The 17,222-nt window shown below is 68.2% G+C and carries 13 protein-coding genes and 1 tRNA gene; 7 read left to right on the forward strand and 7 right to left on the reverse strand.

The features are described from left to right. Positions 1-57: 57 nt before the first annotated feature. On the forward strand, positions 58-1,023 hold the full coding sequence (locus tag BHE97_RS10140; protein WP_087623921.1) for an alpha/beta fold hydrolase: 966 nt from the start codon (positions 58-60) through the stop codon (positions 1,021-1,023). Here BHE97_RS10140 and BHE97_RS10145 read toward each other — a convergent pair. Both BHE97_RS10145 and aceE read right to left on the reverse strand, forming a co-directional pair. Then, a complete protein-coding gene (locus BHE97_RS10145; protein WP_236757631.1) occupies positions 969-2,045 on the reverse strand; it encodes a phosphatase PAP2 family protein in 1,077 nt (358 codons plus the stop codon). The genes BHE97_RS10140 and BHE97_RS10145 overlap by 55 nt on opposite strands. 102 nt (positions 2,046-2,147) lie before the next feature. Next, a complete protein-coding gene (gene aceE, locus BHE97_RS10150; protein WP_087623922.1) occupies positions 2,148-4,892 on the reverse strand; it encodes a pyruvate dehydrogenase (acetyl-transferring), homodimeric type in 2,745 nt (914 codons plus the stop codon). Positions 4,893-5,023: 131 nt separating this feature from the next. On the opposite strand from aceE, the gene BHE97_RS10155 reads away from it, so the two are divergent. From BHE97_RS10155 to BHE97_RS10170, 4 genes are all read left to right on the forward strand, one after another. Then, positions 5,024-5,410: a DUF3052 domain-containing protein gene (locus BHE97_RS10155; protein ID WP_087623923.1), complete on the forward strand. Its 387-nt coding sequence runs from the start codon at positions 5,024-5,026 to the stop codon at positions 5,408-5,410. A 26-nt stretch (positions 5,411-5,436) separates the two neighbouring features. Next, positions 5,437-5,898 carry a peroxiredoxin gene (locus tag BHE97_RS10160; RefSeq protein WP_087623924.1) on the forward strand — a complete coding sequence of 154 codons (462 nt, stop codon included), beginning with the start codon at positions 5,437-5,439 and terminating at the stop codon, positions 5,896-5,898. A 264-nt stretch (positions 5,899-6,162) separates the two neighbouring features. Further along, positions 6,163-6,236: transfer RNA gene (locus tag BHE97_RS10165), tRNA-Val, on the forward strand. Between the two features lie 401 nt (positions 6,237-6,637). Next, the gene (locus tag BHE97_RS10170) at positions 6,638-7,024 is read left to right on the forward strand and encodes a VOC family protein (RefSeq protein WP_087624036.1); all 387 of its coding nucleotides are present in this window, start codon (positions 6,638-6,640) and stop codon (positions 7,022-7,024) included. A gap of 9 nt (positions 7,025-7,033) precedes the next feature. Here BHE97_RS10170 and BHE97_RS20980 read toward each other — a convergent pair whose 3' ends face one another. Continuing rightward, positions 7,034-7,168, reverse strand: a complete 135-nt coding sequence (locus BHE97_RS20980; protein WP_272896907.1) for a hypothetical protein — start codon at positions 7,166-7,168, stop codon at positions 7,034-7,036. A gap of 4 nt (positions 7,169-7,172) precedes the next feature. Then, positions 7,173-8,258: a GNAT family N-acetyltransferase gene (locus tag BHE97_RS10175; protein WP_087623925.1), complete on the reverse strand. Its 1,086-nt coding sequence runs from the start codon at positions 8,256-8,258 to the stop codon at positions 7,173-7,175. Positions 8,259-8,296: 38 nt separating this feature from the next. Between BHE97_RS10175 and BHE97_RS10180 the strand changes: the two genes are divergently transcribed. Further along, complete coding sequence (locus tag BHE97_RS10180; RefSeq protein WP_087624037.1) at positions 8,297-8,902, forward strand: TetR family transcriptional regulator; 606 nt, start codon at positions 8,297-8,299, stop codon at positions 8,900-8,902. A 128-nt stretch (positions 8,903-9,030) separates the two neighbouring features. On the opposite strand, the gene katG is transcribed toward BHE97_RS10180, so the two are convergent. Next, positions 9,031-11,289 carry a catalase/peroxidase HPI gene (gene katG / locus BHE97_RS10185; RefSeq protein WP_087623926.1) on the reverse strand — a complete coding sequence of 753 codons (2,259 nt, stop codon included), beginning with the start codon at positions 11,287-11,289 and terminating at the stop codon, positions 9,031-9,033. A 215-nt stretch (positions 11,290-11,504) separates the two neighbouring features. Here katG and BHE97_RS10190 point away from each other — a divergent pair, with 215 nt between their 5' ends. Beyond that, positions 11,505-12,236: a SurA N-terminal domain-containing protein gene (locus BHE97_RS10190; protein ID WP_087623927.1), complete on the forward strand. Its 732-nt coding sequence runs from the start codon at positions 11,505-11,507 to the stop codon at positions 12,234-12,236. 81 nt (positions 12,237-12,317) lie between these two features. On the opposite strand, the gene BHE97_RS10195 is transcribed toward BHE97_RS10190, so the two are convergent. Both BHE97_RS10195 and BHE97_RS10200 read right to left on the reverse strand, forming a co-directional pair. After that, the gene (locus tag BHE97_RS10195; protein ID WP_087623928.1) at positions 12,318-14,342 is read right to left on the reverse strand and encodes a hypothetical protein; all 2,025 of its coding nucleotides are present in this window, start codon (positions 14,340-14,342) and stop codon (positions 12,318-12,320) included. After that, a complete protein-coding gene (locus tag BHE97_RS10200; protein ID WP_170931361.1) occupies positions 14,339-17,098 on the reverse strand; it encodes an MMPL family transporter in 2,760 nt (919 codons plus the stop codon). The genes BHE97_RS10195 and BHE97_RS10200 overlap by 4 nt, the downstream gene beginning before the upstream one ends. Positions 17,099-17,222: the final 124 nt, after the last annotated feature.

Consider the following 17,222-nt stretch of genomic DNA (forward strand, 5'->3'; position numbering starts at 1 on the left):
GCCCTCGCCCGCGCGTTCCGTGCGTCGCGTCCCGCCACCCGGCACTACCATGGCCAGATGGCTGCGCGCACGGTCCCCGAGGATCCTGACCTGCATTGCGAGGTGATCCACGGATATCGCCGCGTCTATCGGCGTCGCGGGACCGGCCCGGTACTGCTCCTCCTCCACGGTCTCGGCTGCGATTCCACCACCTGGGCACCCATCATGGACCGGTTGGCCGAGCACTTCACGGTCATCGCCCCGGACCTGCTCGGGCACGGCGACTCCGACAAACCCGATGCGGACTACTCGCTCGGCGGCTACGCCAACGGCATGCGCGACCTGCTCACCGTCCTCGGCATCGACAAGGTGACCGTCGTCGGGCACAGCTTCGGGGGAGGGGTGGCGATGCAGTTCGCCTACCAGTTTCCCGAGCGCACCGAGCGCGTCGTGCTGGTGGCTCCCGGTGGCCTGGGGCGCGATGTCACGCCGCTTATCCGGATGCTGACACTGCCGGGCTCCTCCGCGGCGCTCTCGGTGGCGACGGCACGCCCCTGGCGACGGCCGGTCGCCGATGTCATGCGGACCCTGTCACGTCTACCGGGGCCGCTGTTCCGCGACCTGGGCGAGGTGGCGGACATCTACGTCAAGCTCGCCGATCCGGGGCAGCGCAAGGCCGTGCTGCGGTTGAGCAGCACGGTGATGGACTGGCGCGGGCAGTACGTGACGATGACCGACCGCGCCTATCTCGCCCGGCTCATGCCCGTGTTGGTCGTTTGGGGAGCGCAGGATCATGTGATCCCGGTCGAGCACGCCGAGAACGCGCCCGCCCTCGTCAACTCCGAGGTACGGGTCTTCGAGCACTCGGGGCACTTCCCGCATCGCGACGAGCCCGAGCGGTTCAGTGACCTCGTCATCGAGTTCTGCGCCGCCAAGCCCCCGGCTCAGTATCACCGGGGGCGTTGGCGTGCATTGCTGCGTCGGGGCGATCAGTTCGCCTTGGACACGGTTCCCCGTGAGTCGTCCGGGTCCGCCGTCAGCTGAATCTTGTGATGGCGTTGTCGCCAGAACCCGTTGCCCGTGGCCCAGCCGCCGATCGCGACCGAGAGCCAGCCGATCAGGATGCCGCCGACATCGTCGGCGAGGTAGTGCCAGCCGAAGTAGATCGTGGCGAGGACGGTCAGCGCGAAGTAGACCCAGCCCAGGGCCTGGATGAAGCGGCTCTGGTCGGTGCGCTGGAAGAACAGCGCAGCGGTGAAGGTGACGGACACGTGCAGAGAGGCGAAGCCGGCGATGCCGTAGATGAACTGTCCGCTCGGATCTTCCTTGAAGGCAGAGGCGTTGCGGAAGAGACTCTGCTGCAGCGCCGTGACCCCCGATTCCTCCAGGTCGGTGAAGAACTGGGGCTGGAAGAATGCCGGTCCGAGTGAAGGCCAGATGTAGTAGCTGACGGTGCCCAGGATCCAGTTCAGCGCGAGGGCGGTGGCGTACCAGGCGCCCAGGGACACGTCCCGGTTCAGCACCAAGAAGGCGCCGAGGGTGATCGGGATCAGCATCAGATACGTCAGATAGATGAAGGACAGGACCTGTGCGTTGAAGCCGGTGCCGAGCAGCTGGTGCAGCAACTCGCCGGGTTGGTGGCCGAAGGTGACCCAGTAGTCCCACTCGGCGAACATCCGGTCGTAGAGCACACCCTCGCGCAGCACCGGAAGATAGCTCTTCAGGTTGCGGTAGCAGACGTAGCAGACGTAGAAGACGAGCAGACCGGAGGCGATGTGGACCACGCGGCCCCAGGTCCATTCGTAGCGAATCACATCGGCGATGCCGGGGACGATCTTCTTGATGCCGCGGCGCTTGATGGCCATGGGGATGACGCCGACGGCGAAGAAGGCCAGGGCCATCAGCGGTAGACGCACGTAGGCCGGTCCGAGGAATCCCTCGGGATCGCGTAGCGGAACGCCCAGGTGGCTGGACATGATGAGCGTGAAGATGCCGACGACGAGGGCCAAGGCGGCACCGAAGGTGTAAGGCCAGCGACGCAAGAAGTCCCAAGTTCGTCCGAGCATGGGGAACAGTCTAGGGGGACTGTTCTAGGGCGGCTTCAGCGCGATACGCACGATGACGGGCCGCGGCGATGTGCCGCGGCCCGTCATCGGGGATGTCGCCGGTCAGGCGTCGGCGCCCTCCTGGGGGACACCGGCCATCGCGCTCGGATCGTCGAGCTGGAAGCGCTCGTACGCCTCGCGGGCGACCTTGACCTCGATCTCACCCTGGGCGGCGAGCTCGGCGAGCACCGCGACTACGATCGACTCGGCGTCGATCTGGAAAAAGCGCCGGGCCGCGGCACGTGTGTCGGCGAAGCCGAATCCATCGGCCCCGAGCGACTGCCAGGGTCCGGGGACCCAGCGGGCGATCTGGTCCTGCACGGAGCGCATGTAGTCGCTGACGCCCACCGACACGATCTGCGGGTCCTCGGACAGGGCCCGGGTGATGTAGGGGACCTCGCGCTCCTCGCCGAGGTGGTTGAAGTTGCGCACCTCGGTCTCGTGGCCGTCGCGGGCGAGCTGGTTCCAGGACGTGACCGACCAGACATCGGCGGCCACGTCGTACTCCTCGGCGAGGATCTCCTGCGCCTGTAGAGCCCACGGGACCGAGACTCCTGAGGCGAGGATGCGCGCACGGGCCTGGCCGCTCTCCGCCTTGCGGTAACGGTAGGCGCCCTTCAGCACCCCGTCGACGTCGAGATCCTCCGGCTCGGCCGGCTGGCTGATGGGCTCGTTGTAGACCGTCAAGTAATAGATGACGTTCTCCGCATCGGCACCGTACATTCGCCGCAGGCCGTCCTCGACGATGTGGCTGATCTCGAAGGCAAAGGCCGGGTCGTAGTGCTCGACGGCCGGATTGGTGCTCGCCAGCAGCGGCGAGTGCCCGTCCGCATGCTGCAGTCCCTCACCGGTCAACGTCGTGCGGCCGGCCGTGGCGCCCACGAGGAAGCCGCGCGACATCTGGTCGGCCATCGCCCAGATCGAGTCGCCGGTGCGCTGGAAACCGAACATGGAGTAGAACATGTAGACCGGGATCATCGGCTCGCCGTGCGTGGCATAGGCGCTGCCGGCGGCGATCGCCGAGCCCATCGCGCCGGCCTCGCTGATGCCCTCGTGCAGCAGCTGACCGGACTCGGACTCCTTGTAGGCCAGCAGCAGTTTGCGGTCGACCGACTGATAGGTCTGGCCCTGCGGGCTGTAGATCTTGTTCGAGGGGAACATCGAGTCCATGCCGAACGTGCGGTACTCGTCCGGGGCGATCGGCACGATGCGCGGGCCGATGTTCTTGTCCTTCATCAGATCGCGCAGCAGACGTACGAAGGCCATCGTGGTGGCGATCTGCTGCTTGCCCGAGCCCTTCTTGAGCTCGCCGTAGAACTTCTTGTCGGGCAGCTCCAGGTCGGTGCCACGGATGACGCGCTTGGGCAGCGAGCCGCCCAGCTGCTTGCGACGTTCGAGCATGTACTGGATGTCGTCGCTGTCCTTACCCGGATGGTAGAAGGGCGCGATATCGCTGGAGTCGATCTGCTCGTCGGTGACCGGGATGTGCAGCCGGTCACGGAAGTTCTTCAGATCGTCCTTGGTCAGCTTCTTCATCTGGTGGGTGGCGTTGCGTGCCTGGAAGGACTCCAGCAGCCATCCCTTGACGGTGTGCGCCAGGATCACGGTCGGCTGACCGGTGTGCTTGCGTGCCGCGTCGAAGGCCGCATACACCTTGCGATAGTCGTGGCCGCCGCGTGGCAGCTTCTCGATGTCCTCATCGGTCAGGTGCTCGACCATCTTCAGCAGCTGCGGATCGGCACCGAAGAAGTGCTCGCGGTTGTAGGCACCGGACTCGACCGAGAGGGTCTGGAACTCGCCATCGGGCGTGCGATTCATCTGGTTGACGAGGACGCCGTCGGTGTCTTTGGCCAGGAGGTCGTCCCACTGACGCCCCCAGACGACCTTGATGACATTCCAGCCGGCGCCGAGGAACATCGACTCCAGTTCCTGGATGACCTTGCCGTTGCCGCGGACCGGGCCGTCGAGCTGCTGCAGATTGCAGTTGATGACGAAGGTGAGGTTGTCGAGCTGCTCGCGCGCCGCGACGCCGATCGCGCCGAGAGACTCCGGCTCACCCATCTCGCCATCGCCGAGGAAGGTCCAGACATGCTGCTCGCTGGTGTCCTTGATGCCGCGGTTCTGCAGGTAGCGGTTGAACCGCGCCTGGTAGATCGAGTTGATCGCGGCGAGACCCATCGAGACGGTGGGGAACTCCCAGTAATTCGGCATGAGCCGGGGGTGGGGATATGAGGACAGGCCGTTGCCGAAGCCGTGCGAGTGCTCCTGACGGAAGCGGTCGAGCTGCTGCTCGCTGAACCGGCCCTCGAGGAAGGAGCGGGCGTAGATGCCGGGGGCGGCGTGGCCCTGGTAGAAGATCTGATCGCCACCGCCGGGATGGTCCTTGCCGCGGAAGAAGTGGTTGAAGCCGACCTCGTACAGACTGGCCGCGGACTGGTAGGTCGCGATGTGGCCGCCGACGCCGAGTCCCGGCCGGTTGGCGCGCGACACCATGACGGCGGCGTTCCACCGGATATAGGAACGGATGCGTCGTTCGATGTCCTCGTCGCCGGGGAATTCGGGCTCACGCTCCGGCGGGATCGTGTTGATGTAGTCGGTGCTGCGCAGTGCGGGCACGCCCACGTTCTTCTCGCGAGCGCGCTCCAGCAGACGCAACATCACGTAGCGAGCACGTTCGCGTCCACGGTCGTCGACCATCGCATCGAGCGAGTCGACCCACTCGCGGGTCTCCTCCGAATCGATGTCGGGCAGCTGGGTCGGCATACCCTCGTGGATGATGGGCGGACGTTCAGAGCCGGATTGCGGCATGGAAAGCTCCCTTGGGTGTCGGGTGGACTTCTCCATCATTCCACTTCGTCTCCGCTAGTGTGAGACCGGCAGCACTCTCGGAGTACCTACTTTTCGGTAGGTTTTCCGCCATCAACCACGAGGAGGAACGGGTGGACGCCGGCAAGATGGGATTCGCCCCCGACACGGTGATTCAAGAGCTCGGGTGGGACGAGGACGTCGACGACGACCTCCGCGGTGCGATCGCGAAGCACACGGGCAATGAGCTGGTCGACGGTGATGTCGGCGAGGTGGTCGACGGGGTGATCCTGTGGTGGCGCGACGGCGACGGCGATCTCGCCGAGGGCCTCATGGACGCCCTGCAGGACGTCGCCGAAGGCGGCTTCGTCTGGTTGCTGACCCCCAAGGTGGGTCGTGAGGGCCATGTGAGTGGCGCGGATGTCGGTGAGGCCGCTCCGATCGCGGGGCTGTCGGTCACCACGACCTCCCCCGCCGGAGAGGACTGGGCCGTCACCAAGCTCTCCACGCACCGGCGCTGAAGCGTGTGCCCGCTAGGCTCGTCGTCATGACCATCGAGATCGGCCAGCAGGCCCCGGACTTCACTCTCAAGAACCAGCACGGCGAGGATGTGTCGCTCGCCGACCTGCGCGGCACGCCGGTCGCGCTCGTCTTCTATCCCTTCGCTTTCAGCGGCATCTGCACGGGGGAGCTGTGCGAGTTGCGGGACAATCTCGCGGTGTTCTCCGATGCGGGCGTGGAGCTGCTCGCCGTGTCGTGCGATCCGATGTTCTCCCTGCGTGCTTATGCCGAACAGGACGGCTACCAGTTCTCCTTGCTGAGCGATTTCTGGCCGCACGGCGAGGTCACGAAGTCCTACGGCATCTTCAACGAGGATCTCGGGTGCGCCCTGCGAGGCACCTATCTCATCGATGCCGAGGGTGTCGTGCGCTGGAAGGTCGAGAATCAGATCGGCGAGGCTCGCGATCTGTCGGGTTACCGCGAGGCCGTGGCCGATCTCATCGGCTGAGAATGCCCTCAATCTTGTGAATTCCGCCACCAGGGCGAAGGAACATCTGCTTTGATGGACTGACCGTGCCGCCAGGGACCCGAGACCCTGGCGGCACGGCTTCGTTCTCGGCGCAGCCGGCGGTGACGGCAGCCCATCAACCTCACCTCGTGCCGGGCGGACCGGTGGCGGTACGTCGCCAACCTGATCAGGCGGTCGGAGAGGTTGACGGTCCACCGCCGGTACGGGGTGCGCTATCGTTGCGACCCGACCGTCAGGTCGCTCGGGCGAATAGCTCAGTTGGTTAGAGCATCCGGTTTACACCCGGAAGGCCGGGGGTTCGAGTCCCTCTTCGCCCACCGAGCGCCAGCGAGGTGCGCGAAGAGGGACGAGGACCCCCCGCAGGGTGGGGGTGCCCCCTGCTCGGAGCTCTGCGGAGAGCTTGGGGGAGTCGAGTCCCTCTTCGCCCACCGAGCGCCAGCGAGGTGCGCGAAGAGGGGCGAGGACCCCCGCAGGGTGGGGGGAGCGGTACGTGGTCAACCTCATCGGACCGGTGAGGTTGACGATCGACCGCCGAGCGGCCGTCCCAGCGGCGCGCACCATCTTCCTCACGACGAGGCCGGCCGCGCGCCACGCTGCAATCGGGAGATCGTCTAGATCGATCACTGCCGCGTCCATCACCATCGCCGACGGGGCGGTCGCGAACTGACCGGCTCGCGGTATCCCTCGCGGAACCGCCATCGATGCCATGATGGGAAGCATGGAGGTGCTGAGCAGTCGGGCCCTGTTGCGACCGGTCGATCTCGAGCGCAGTCGCGTGTTCTATCGCGACACCCTCGGGCTCGCGATACACCGCGAGTTCGGTCCGCCCGAGTCCCCGGGCACCGTGTTCTTCTGTGGTAACGGTCTGCTGGAGGTCTCCGGTCGCGCGGACGAGCGAGGATCATCACCGGTCGAACTGTGGTTGCAGGTCCGCAATGTCGCTGTCGAGTACGACCGTCTCATCGCGACGGGAGTGACGGCACTGAGGGAGCCGCGCACCGAAGCGTGGGGGCTCATCGAGGCATGGATCGCCGATCCCGACGGCATCCGGATCGTGCTCGTCGAGGTGCCTCGGGACCATCCGCTGCGACGCGATCAGCGCTGATCGTCGGCACTACGGTCGGCGAGCAGCCTGGTAGACCCACGCCGGCCGCGCCTCCGCGGCGCGCCCGTCCAGCCAGTCGAGATCCCATCCCGACACATCGGCTGTCGTTCTCGCGGCGATCAACTCATCGAAGGTCTCGGGCATGTGCTCATTCTCGCGTCCGGCGATCGGCGGCGAGCACGCCGTAGACGAGCGTGTCGGTCCACTCGCCCTTGCTCCACCAGTCCTGTCGCAGATGCGCCTCTCGCTGCATGCCGGCGCGCTCGGCCAATCGGGCCGATGCCCCATTGCGTGCGTCCATCTGTGCCGTCACGCGGTGGAGCCGGTAGTGGTGGATCGCCAGGTCGAGCACCCGGTTGACCGCCTCGAGCGCGTAGCCCCGACCGCTGTGCTCAGGATCGAGTATCCAGCCGATCTCGGCGATCCCGCGGGCCGGATCGGTCAGCCAGAGCGCGATATCGCCGATCGGGGAGGAATCGAGCTCGATGACGAGGGCGAGTGCACCGGCGTCCGTCTCCAGGCCGCTCCTCGTGAGGCGCTCGCTCAGACGGGTCTCGGCCAGCTGCGCGGTCCACGGCGGATCGAGCAGGTAGCGGGCCACCTCGGGACGTTCGTAGAGGCGACGCAGCCACTCCACGTCGCCTGGTCGGTGCAGTCGCAGCGTGAGTCGCTCGCTCGTGAGGGGAAGGGTGGGTGTCGGTCGAGGCAGCCACCGCGTGTAGCGCACCGCCTCGATGCGCCGGCCAGAGGGGGCGGTGCTGATATTGCGGCCGGTCTCGGTGAAGCCAGCCTGCTCCAGCACCCGCTGAGAGGCGGTGTTGCCGGTGACGGTCCGCGCGGTCAGGCTGTGTAGTCCGCTGCGCCGCACGAGCCCGATCGCGAGATCGATCGCGGCGACGGAGCGCCCGGCTCCCCGGGCGTCCGGCCGCAGCCAGAAGCCGATCTCGGCGCCTTCGTCGGTCACATCGAAGATCACCAGGCTGCCGAGCAACCGGTCGTCCGAGGGATCGGCGATGGCGAGCACCGCGAGGTCGCCGCGTTCCAGGCCCCTGCGCGCAGCCCCTTCGATCATCGATCGGGCGGTGGTCGGCGTGTAGCGGGGCTCGGGGAGGTGGGCATAGCGGCGGACGGCCCGATCCTGCGTGCCCTCGGCATAGTCCTCGGCGTCCTCCGTTCTCAACGGGCGCAGTCGGACGCGATCATCGACGAGGGGGAGGAACGAGAGGTCCAGCATGAGTACTAAACTAACATCGTTCGAATAAGGGGGTGGTCATGAGCTACTGGGATCACGTGAAGCCGGTGCGTCGTGCGCGGGCAGTCGCCATCGACGACATGGCCCGTGCGGCGGGGGGACTGCTCGATGAAGGGGGCGTCCAAGCGCTCACCGTGCGCGCGCTGGCCGGCCGGATGGGAGTGGCCCCGGCGAGCCTGTACTCCCGCGTCGAGTCGGCCGACGACTTGCTCGATCTGGCGCTGGACCACACGCTCGCCCACGATGCCGACCTCCAGCGGCGCATGGAGGGCACGGACCTCATCGGCCTGTACCTCGCCTACTACCGTCACCTGCGTCGTCACCCCTGGGCGCCGCGGGTCATCGGCCTGCGGGCTCCGCGTGGTCCTGCCTATCTGCGGTTGTCCGAGAGGTTCTGTGCGCTCCTCGAGGATGACGGCGCGGCGGACCCCCTCACTACCGCCTATGCGATGTCGAATTTCGTCATCGGCAGTGCCATGACCGATCCGATCGTCGAGAGCGAGCGCGAGAGCCCCGTCGATGACGAGATCGCTCCGGTCTACGCACGCCTGCACGCGCGGCACGATCCGGACGCCGAGGCGATCGTCGACGCCGGGCTTCGGGCATTGCACGGCCTCCCGGTATGACGGAGGATGTGCTTTCAGGGTCGCCATAGTAACCCCGAAAGCACATCCTCTGTCGCGACCGGCGGGGCGATGAAGCGAGAACGCCGCCGGGACGAGTTCTCGTCCCGGCGGCGTTCCGTGGGTGGTGCTCAGGCCAGATCGAAGCGATCCAGCTCGGTGACCTTGCGCCACGCGGCGACGAAGTCGAGCACGAACTTCTCGTGCGCATCATCGCTCGCGTAGACCTCGGCGAGGGCGCGCAACTCGGAGTTCGAGCCGAACACCAGATCGGCGCGGGTACCGGTCCCGATGAGCTCACCGGCGGCATCGCGGCCCTCGAAGGCGTGCGAGCCGGAGTCGAGCGGTCTCCACGTCGAGCCCAGGTCGAGCAGATTGACGAAGAAGTCGTTCGTCAGCACCCCTGGCCGGTCGGTGAAGACACCGAGCGACGATCCGTCATAGGTCGCGCCCAGCGCCCGCAGGCCGCCCACGAGCACCGTGGTCTCCGGGGCGGTGAGGGTGAGCAGGTTCGCCCGGTCCAGCAGCAGATACTCCGCCGGCAGGTTCGCCTTGCCGCTGTCGTAATTGCGGAAGCCGTCGGCCACCGGCTCGAGATGGGAGAACAGGTCCACGTCGGTCTGCTCCTGGGTCGCGTCGACGCGACCAGGACGGAAGGGCACCGTCGTCTCGACACCGGCATCCCTCGCCGCCTTCTCGACCGCCGCATTGCCCGCGAGCACGATGAGATCGGCGAGCGAGACCCGCTTGCCACCGGGCTGCTCGGCGTTGAACGCCTCCTGGATGCCCTCGAGGGTGCTCAGCACGGTTGCCAGCTGGGCCGGGTTGTTGACGTCCCAGTCTTTCTGCGGTGCCAGACGGATGCGCGCGCCGTTGACGCCACCACGCTTGTCGCTGCCCCGGAAGGTCGAGGCCGCCGCCCAGGTGGTCGACACCAGCTGCTGCACCGTCAGGTCCGAGGCCAGTACCCGAGCCTTCAGCTCGCGGGCGTCGGCCTCATCGATCAGCTCGTGGTCGACGGTCGGGAGGGGATCCTGCCAGATGAGGTCCTCTGCCGGCACCTCGGGCCCGAGGTAACGCGACTTCGGACCCATGTCGCGGTGGGTCAGCTTGAACCAGGCACGTGCGAAGGCCTCGGCGAAGGCCTGCGGGTCCTCATGGAAGCGGCGCGAGATCTTCTCGTAGGCCGGGTCGAAGCGCAGCGACAGGTCGGTCGTGAGCATACGTGGCTCGCGCTTGCCGTCCGAATGCGCCATGGGCACCAGGCCGTCGCCCGCGCCGTTCTTAGGGCGCCACTGATGCGCGCCCGCGGGGCTCTGGAACAGCTCCCACTCATAGGCGAACAGGATGTGGAAGAACTCATTGTCCCAGCGGGTCGGGTGATAGGTCCAGGTCACCTCGAGGCCGCTGGTGATCTGGTCATCGCCCTTGCCGGTGCCATAGGTGTTCTTCCAGCCCAGACCCTGCTGCTCGATCGGAGCGGCCTCCGGGTCGGGCCCGATGTGGTCGTCGGGGGCCGCGCCGTGGGTCTTGCCGAAGGTGTGACCACCGGCGATGAGCGCGACGGTCTCCTCGTCGTTCATGCCCATGCGCGCGAAGGTCTCCCGGATGTCGTGCGCCGCGGCGATCGGATCCGGAACGCCTTCGGGGCCCTCGGGATTGACGTAGATGAGGCCCATGTGGGTCGCGGCGAGCGGCTTGTCGAGTTCGCGATCCCCGCTGAAGCGCTGATCGCTGCCGAGCCAGGTGGTCTCCGGGCCCCAGTAGACGTCATCGTCCGGCTCCCACACGTCCGGGCGCCCGCCCGCATAGCCGAAGGTCTCGAAGCCCATCGACTCCAGCGCGACATTGCCCGCCAGGATCATCAGATCGCCCCAGGAGAGCTTCTGCCCGTACTTCTTCTTGACCGGCCAGAGGATGCGGCGTGCCTTGTCCAGACCGACATTGTCCGGCCAGCTGTTGAGGGGCGCGAAGCGCTGCTGGCCGTGGCCACCGCCACCGCGGCCGTCGCCGAGACGGTAGGTACCAGCGCTGTGCCAGGCCATCCGGATGATGAGCGGACCGTAGTGGCCGAAGTCTGCCGGCCACCAGTCCTGTGAGGTGGTCAGGGTCTCGTGGATGTCGCGCTTGACCTCGGCGAGGTCGAGGCGACCGAAGGCCTCGGCGTAGTCGAAGTCGCGGTCGTAGGGATCGCGCTCCGCGGAGTTCTTGGCGAGGATCTTGATGTTCAGCCGGTTGGGCCACCAGTCGTGATTCGCCTCGCCCTGTGTGGGGTGGGGGAGGGCATCGTGCATGACGGGGCAGGCGCCCGCCGCTTCGGTCTCCTCGCCGGTGACGGTGGTGGACTCGGTCTCCTCGTCGGTGAGCGGTGGATCGACGTGATCGTTCATCTGGGCTTCCTTGATCTATGACGACTGGATGGGTGGAAATAGGGGCTCTCGCGAGCGATCAGGGCAGGGACCCCGGAACGTGACCTCGGCGGCACGTGGGGCGGTGCTTACGCCGCCAGTCTATCAAGACTTGAATTGTTCAAATCAAGCTGGTCGGCGGATCAGGCGGCGAGTGCTAGCGTCGTCGCGGCAACCTCGACGACAAGGGAGAACGCGTGTCGAACCGAACCAGGCTGGTGGCCGTACTGCTGGCCGCCCTGCTCGTACTGGGTGTCCTGCTGGCGGCCGTGCTGCCCCGCGGGGGCGACGACAACGACGGATCCGGGGGCGAGACCTCGGCTCAGTCGGCCGACCTCGACGGCATCCCCGATGTCGTCGCCACGGTCAATGGCGAGGACATCACCCACGACGAGTTCGTGTCGATCTATGAGCCGCAGTTCGAGCAGATGGCCGGCCAGGCGGAGATGTCCGGGGAGCCCGTCGATCAGGACCAGCTCAAGCAGGAGACCCTCGACCTGCTCATCGACAACCGCCTCCTCGTGCAGGAGGCTGAGGAGCGCGGCCTGACCGCCACGGACGAGGAGATCGACGAGCTCCTGGCGACCTATGCCACCAATAGCGGCGTGGAGTCCCCCGAGGAGTATCTCGCCCAGTTGGAGGAGCAGCAGGACCTCTCCGCCGAACAGGTACGTGCGCAGATCGCCGACGGCGTGACCGTCCAGTCTCTCGTCGATGACGAGATCGGCGATGCGCCCGCATCGGAGGAGGAGCTCCGCGAGCTCTACGATCAGGCGGTCGCCTCCCAAGGCGAGGGTGCCGAGCTCCCGCCCTTCGAGGAGGTCCGTGAGCAGCTCGAGGAGCAGGTCCGCAGCCAGAAGCAGCAGGAGACCTACCAGGCCCTCGTCGATGCCGCGCGCGAGGGCGCCGATATCGAGAGCAACCTCTGAGCCTGATTTGGGCGAGCGCCCCGGATCCCCGCCTACGGGGTCCGGGGCGCTCTGCGTTGGCGACTAGCTCCTGAGACTGTCTCAGGCCGGCCGTAGGAACCAGCTCGCGACATCGGAACGGCACCGCTGAGCCGCCCAGGCGGACAGGCCGAGGCCGACGAGACCCCAGGCGATCAGCGCGAGGGGCGCGCCGAGCGAGGCCGTGCCGGTCTGCTCCGCCCACAATCCCTCCAGCAGCGGGGTGAGCGGCGAGACCGTGTACAGCAGCCGCACACCGTCGCTCGCTGCCTCCGGCACCCGGACGCTCAAGGTGACGACGGCGGCGAGCAGGGCGATCGCCGCCGCACCGAGGCGGCCGACGGCGGCCGTGAGTCCCTGCCCGAGGGCGGTCAAGGCGAGGGTCCCGAGGACCGCCACGGCGGTGAAACGGACCGTGGAGGCGGCCCCGAGACCGTTCGAGAGGGCCAATGCGACGAGCGCCGCGGCCATCGCCACCACTGTGAGCGCGACGGTCGGCAGGAGACGGCTGCCGACGATTTGCCGCAGAGGAGAACCGGCGAGCAGATCCCCGCGTCCGAGGGGAGCGCGGAAGGACCACGCGAGAGCCGCCGCCGCGAGCGCGGCGATGACGACGGCCGATGGCACCGGGAGGGATGACGGAGCGATCCGATGGCTCGTGGCGCTCTCCGCGGTCACCGGCCGCGCCGCGACCTTGCTGAGCTGTTCGCGCTCGTCATCGGAATAGATCGGGAGCTGCCGGACCCCCTCGTCGAGGCCGTCCGCGAGTTCACGGCCCCCTGCCGCCAGCTGCTCGCTGCCGTCGGCGAGTTCGCCGCTCCCGGAGCGTGCCTGGCCGGCACCTTCTCGCAGATCGGCCGCTCCGTCGGCGGCGGCTCGGACGCCACCGGCGAGCTGGCCGGCGCCGCCGGCGAGCTCATCGGCTCCCGTTCGGGCGGATGCGGTGCCGTCCGCCAGCTGCCCGATGCCGGCCGTGAGCTGGGGAGCCTCGGCCGCGAGCCGGGCGGTGGCATCGCTCAGCTGCTGCAGTCCGGCGGCAAGCTGCCCGGTGCCGGCCGTGAGCTCGCCGACGCGTCCACGCGCTGCCTGGATCTCGGCGTTGACCTGTTCGGCCTCCGCGACGATGGAGTCGACCGTCGCGCAGACCTCGGCAGGAAGACCCGCGCCGACGCACTCGTTCGACCAGCCGACGATCAGATCCGTCAGGTGCTGCGCGATATCGAACAGCGGCGCGACGCTGTCGGCGATCTCCCGCACGCCGGCGTCCAGCTGTTCCGCGCCGGCCTTCAGCTCCTGCGCTCCCGCATCGAGCTGGGCCGTCTGCGCCGGCAGCTCGGCGGTGCGAGCGCGTAGCTCCTGGGCTCCGTCATCGAGCTCATCGAGGCCCCCGGCGAGCTGCGCCGACCCGGTCGCCGCCTGCGTTGCGCCATCGGCGAGTTGAGAGGTCCCATCGGCGAGCTCGCCCGCACCGCTCTCCAGCCGACCGATCCCGGCGGCGAGCTCAGCCGCGCCGTCGGCCAGGTCGCGTTGCCCGGCGGTGAGCGTCGTCGCCCCCTGCGCTGCCTCGGCGAGCGATCCCCGAAGGGTCCCGAGGGAGACGAGGATGTTATCGACGAAGGTCTCCGTGACCTGGGCATTGAGCGCGGCGAGGGCCGCATCGGTGACGGTCTGCGCGAGTTCGCCGGCGAGGGGGCTGACGGCATCGGAGGTCTGGATCCGCAGGTGCGCGTGCCGCACGTCGGCCGGGACTCCGGCGGGGGAGACGGCCGCGGCCGATGTGTCGGAGTCGATGATCAGGACGGCACCGTACGTACCGTCCTCCAGGCCGCTCTCGGCCTCCGTGCGGTTGGTGATCGTCCAGTCGAAGGCATCATCATCGGTCAACTCGGCGGCGAGCAGCCGGCCGACTGCGACGGGCTGCTCCGTGCCGTCATCGGCGGTGACCGAGACGATCTCGTCCTCGTTGACGACGGCGGCGCGCACACTGTCCGTGCCACCGGTGGCACCCGCACCGACGGCGGCCAGGGCGACCACGAGGGGCACGGCGAGGGCGATGATCAGCGCGACTCGAGGGCGATGGGCGTTCATACGGTCATCAACTCCGGCATCGGGTCGAGGGAGAGTGTGGCGACCCCGGCTGCTGAGAGAGCACCAGGGGCGACGGTAGCGACGAGAATCCGGTCGGCGGACAAGAGGTCGTGGCAGGCGTCCACGACGCGCAGGGCCTGGTCCTCGCCGAGATCGGCGAGGTCGATGACCATCAGGTGAGCCGACGACGCGGTGACCGCCAGGGCAGCGCGGACGGCGGGGCCGAGATCCGCGACCCGGTCGGTGAGATGCGGCACCGGGCCCAGGCCCCGGGCGGCGACCTCCGTCAACCGTGTCTCCGGGTCCGGGGCACCGAGTCCCCTCATCCAGGAACCGACGCTGCGACGACGACCGAGATCGGTCGCGGTGAGCAATGCGGACCGATGGCGAAGCCGGGCGGCGTCGAAGGGCAGCACGAGGTCGTCGATGCGCACGGTCCCGTCGGCTTGCGGTGCGCGTCCGGACAGGGTCAGAGCGACGAAGGCGCGCTCCCTCGCTGAGCCCTCGACCACCACACAGGATTCCGCGGTTCGCCACTGGTCGATGACGCGACCCGACGGCAGGGTCAACGACTCGATCGCCACCCGGCTGCCGTCCCCCGGCCAGTCCGCGCGAGCGACTCGCTCGTGGAGGGCCTCGCCTTCCACGTCCAGGCGAGGAAGCGAGCGGTCGAGGGCGGACGGGATCCACCAGGCTCGCGAGCCGAGCAGCTTCATGACGGCGGGCACCAGGATCATCCGGACGATGAAGGCGTCGACGAACACCCCGACCGCGAGGGCGAAGGCGATGGGCTTGACCATGGCGTCGCTCTCGGGGACGAAGGCGATGAACACGGCCAGCATCACGATCGCCGCCGCTGTCACGACCCGGCCGCTCGTCGCGAAGCCCGCCTCGATGGCACGATCCGCATCACCGTCTCGCGCGAACTCCTCCTTCATGCGCGAGACCAGGAAGAGCTCGTAGTCCATGGCCAGGCCGAAGAGTACGCCCATCAGCAGGATCGGCAGGAAGCTGATCACCGGGCCGAGGTGATCGACGCCGAGCAGATCGGCGGCCCATCCCCGGTCGAAGACCAGCACCACGGCTCCGAAGGACACCCCGACGCTGAGCAGATAGCCGAGGGCCGCCTTGACGGGCACCACGACGGAGCGGAACACGGTCGTCAGGAGCAGGAGGGTGAGCACCACGACGAAGGCGCCGAAGGGCAGCAGTGTGCTCGACAGCTGCTCGGAGACGTCGATCTCCATCGCGGTCTGCCCGGTCACGGCCGTGGCCACGCCGTAGTCGCGCTCGAATCGCGGACCCGCTTCGCGGAGCCGTTCGACGAGGTCGGCGGTCGCCGGATCGTCGGCGGCGGTGGACGGGAAGAACTGGACGACACCGGTGTCGGCGGTGGGATTGGGCGTGGACAGGGCCACGGTCTCGACACCGTCGAGAGACGCGACCTCCTCGCCCAACTGGTCCATCAGCCCGACCGGGTCGAGGGAGTCGATGATGTCCGCGGTCAGCAGGATGGGGCTGTTGAAGCCGGGGCCGAAGTGCTCGTCCACGAGATCGTAGGCGGCCCGTTCGGTGGAACCCTCCTCCGCCGTGCCGTTCCCGGGAAGGGCGAGTGCGAGATCGCGGCCCGGCAGCGCCAGCGCACCGAGGGCGAGCACAACGACCACCAGGGTCACCCAGGGCGCGGCCGTGACCGTGCGGACCCAGCGCCGGGCGATCGGCGCATCCCCGCGAGTATCGCGGCGCGGGCGGAGCCGGTCCCCGGCCAGTCCCATGAGCGCGGGGAGCAGCGTGATCGCGACGACGACCGCGATCGCGACCGAGGCCGAGGCGGTGACGCCCATCCAGGTCAGGAACGGGATGCGAGCGATCGCGAGTCCAGCGAGGGCGATGAGCGTCGTGATGCCGGCGAAGACCACGGCGGAGCCGCCGGTCGCCACCGCGCGGCCGCTCGCCTCGGCGGGATCCGCGCCGCGACCGAGCTCCTCGCGCTGACGGGAGACGATGAAGAGGGCGTAGTCGATCCCGACCGCGAGGCCGATCATCAGGGCGAGCAGTGGCGTCGGAGAGGCCAGATGGGTCACGGCCGTCAGCGCCCAGATGAGGCTCATCGTCACGCCGACGCCGATCAGTGCGGTGAGGACCGGCATGACGGCGGCTCGGCCGGAGCCGAGTGCGATCCAGAGCACGATGAAGGCCACGACGACACCGGTGGCCTCCATCCAGGTGATCGTCGGCCCGGTGTTCATGAAGGCGCCGCCGCCGAGCTCGACCTCCGCGCCGGCGGCTTCGAGCGGTTCGGTGGCCTCGCGGAGATCGGTCTTGACCTGGTCGGTGATATCGGAGGGACCACCGGAGAACTGCACCTGGATGATCGCGGCATCGCCGGCGGTGTTGATCGTGCCGTCCACCACATCGTCGAAAGGGGAGAGCGCGTCGTCGACCAGAGGCATCTCGTCCAGACGCTCGAGGGTCGCCTCGGCGGCCTCGCGGAGGGCCGGATCGTCGACCCGGCCGCCCTCCGGTGCGATGTAGACGATCTGTGCCGAGATGCCGGCGATCTGGGGGAAGGTCCGGGTGAGCGTGTCGAGGGCTTCCTGTCCCTCGGTGCCCGGCAGCGTGAAGTCATCGTGGGTGCCCTCGCCGACTGCGGCGGCGAGGCCCCCGGCAGCTGCGAGCACCACGACCCAGCCGGCGATGACGCGCCCGGCGTGGCGGTGGCACCAGCGGCCGAGAGAGTAGAGGGCAGCGGACATGCCTCGACGATACATATCTGTATCGAATGCGTCCATGTATCGGAACGGCCCTCCATGTGTCCTTGCGCACAGTCGGTGGTTCACCGGCAGAGGGCTCGCCGGGGGCAGGCGGTGGCCTGCCGGG

It is taken from the genome of Aeromicrobium sp. PE09-221 (assembly GCF_002174305.1).
GTDB lineage: Bacteria > Actinomycetota > Actinomycetes > Propionibacteriales > Nocardioidaceae > Aeromicrobium.

Bases quoted from the DNA above. Each gene is read 5' to 3' on its own strand.
- BHE97_RS10140 (WP_087623921.1), top strand. From the start codon at position 58: ATGGCTGCGCGCACGGTCCCCGAGGATCCTGACCTGCATTGCGAGGTG.
- BHE97_RS10145 (WP_236757631.1), bottom strand. From the start codon at position 2,045: ATGCTCGGACGAACTTGGGACTTCTTGCGTCGCTGGCCTTACACCTTC.
- aceE (WP_087623922.1), bottom strand. From the start codon at position 4,892: ATGCCGCAATCCGGCTCTGAACGTCCGCCCATCATCCACGAGGGTATG.
- BHE97_RS10160 (WP_087623924.1), top strand. From the start codon at position 5,437: ATGACCATCGAGATCGGCCAGCAGGCCCCGGACTTCACTCTCAAGAAC.
- BHE97_RS10170 (WP_087624036.1), top strand. From the start codon at position 6,638: ATGGAGGTGCTGAGCAGTCGGGCCCTGTTGCGACCGGTCGATCTCGAG.
- BHE97_RS20980 (WP_272896907.1), bottom strand. From the start codon at position 7,168: ATGCCCGAGACCTTCGATGAGTTGATCGCCGCGAGAACGACAGCCGAT.
- BHE97_RS10175 (WP_087623925.1), bottom strand. From the start codon at position 8,258: ATGCTGGACCTCTCGTTCCTCCCCCTCGTCGATGATCGCGTCCGACTG.
- BHE97_RS10180 (WP_087624037.1), top strand. From the start codon at position 8,297: ATGAGCTACTGGGATCACGTGAAGCCGGTGCGTCGTGCGCGGGCAGTC.
- katG (WP_087623926.1), bottom strand. From the start codon at position 11,289: ATGAACGATCACGTCGATCCACCGCTCACCGACGAGGAGACCGAGTCC.
- BHE97_RS10195 (WP_087623928.1), bottom strand. From the start codon at position 14,342: ATGAACGCCCATCGCCCTCGAGTCGCGCTGATCATCGCCCTCGCCGTG.
- BHE97_RS10200 (WP_170931361.1), bottom strand. From the start codon at position 17,098: ATGTCCGCTGCCCTCTACTCTCTCGGCCGCTGGTGCCACCGCCACGCC.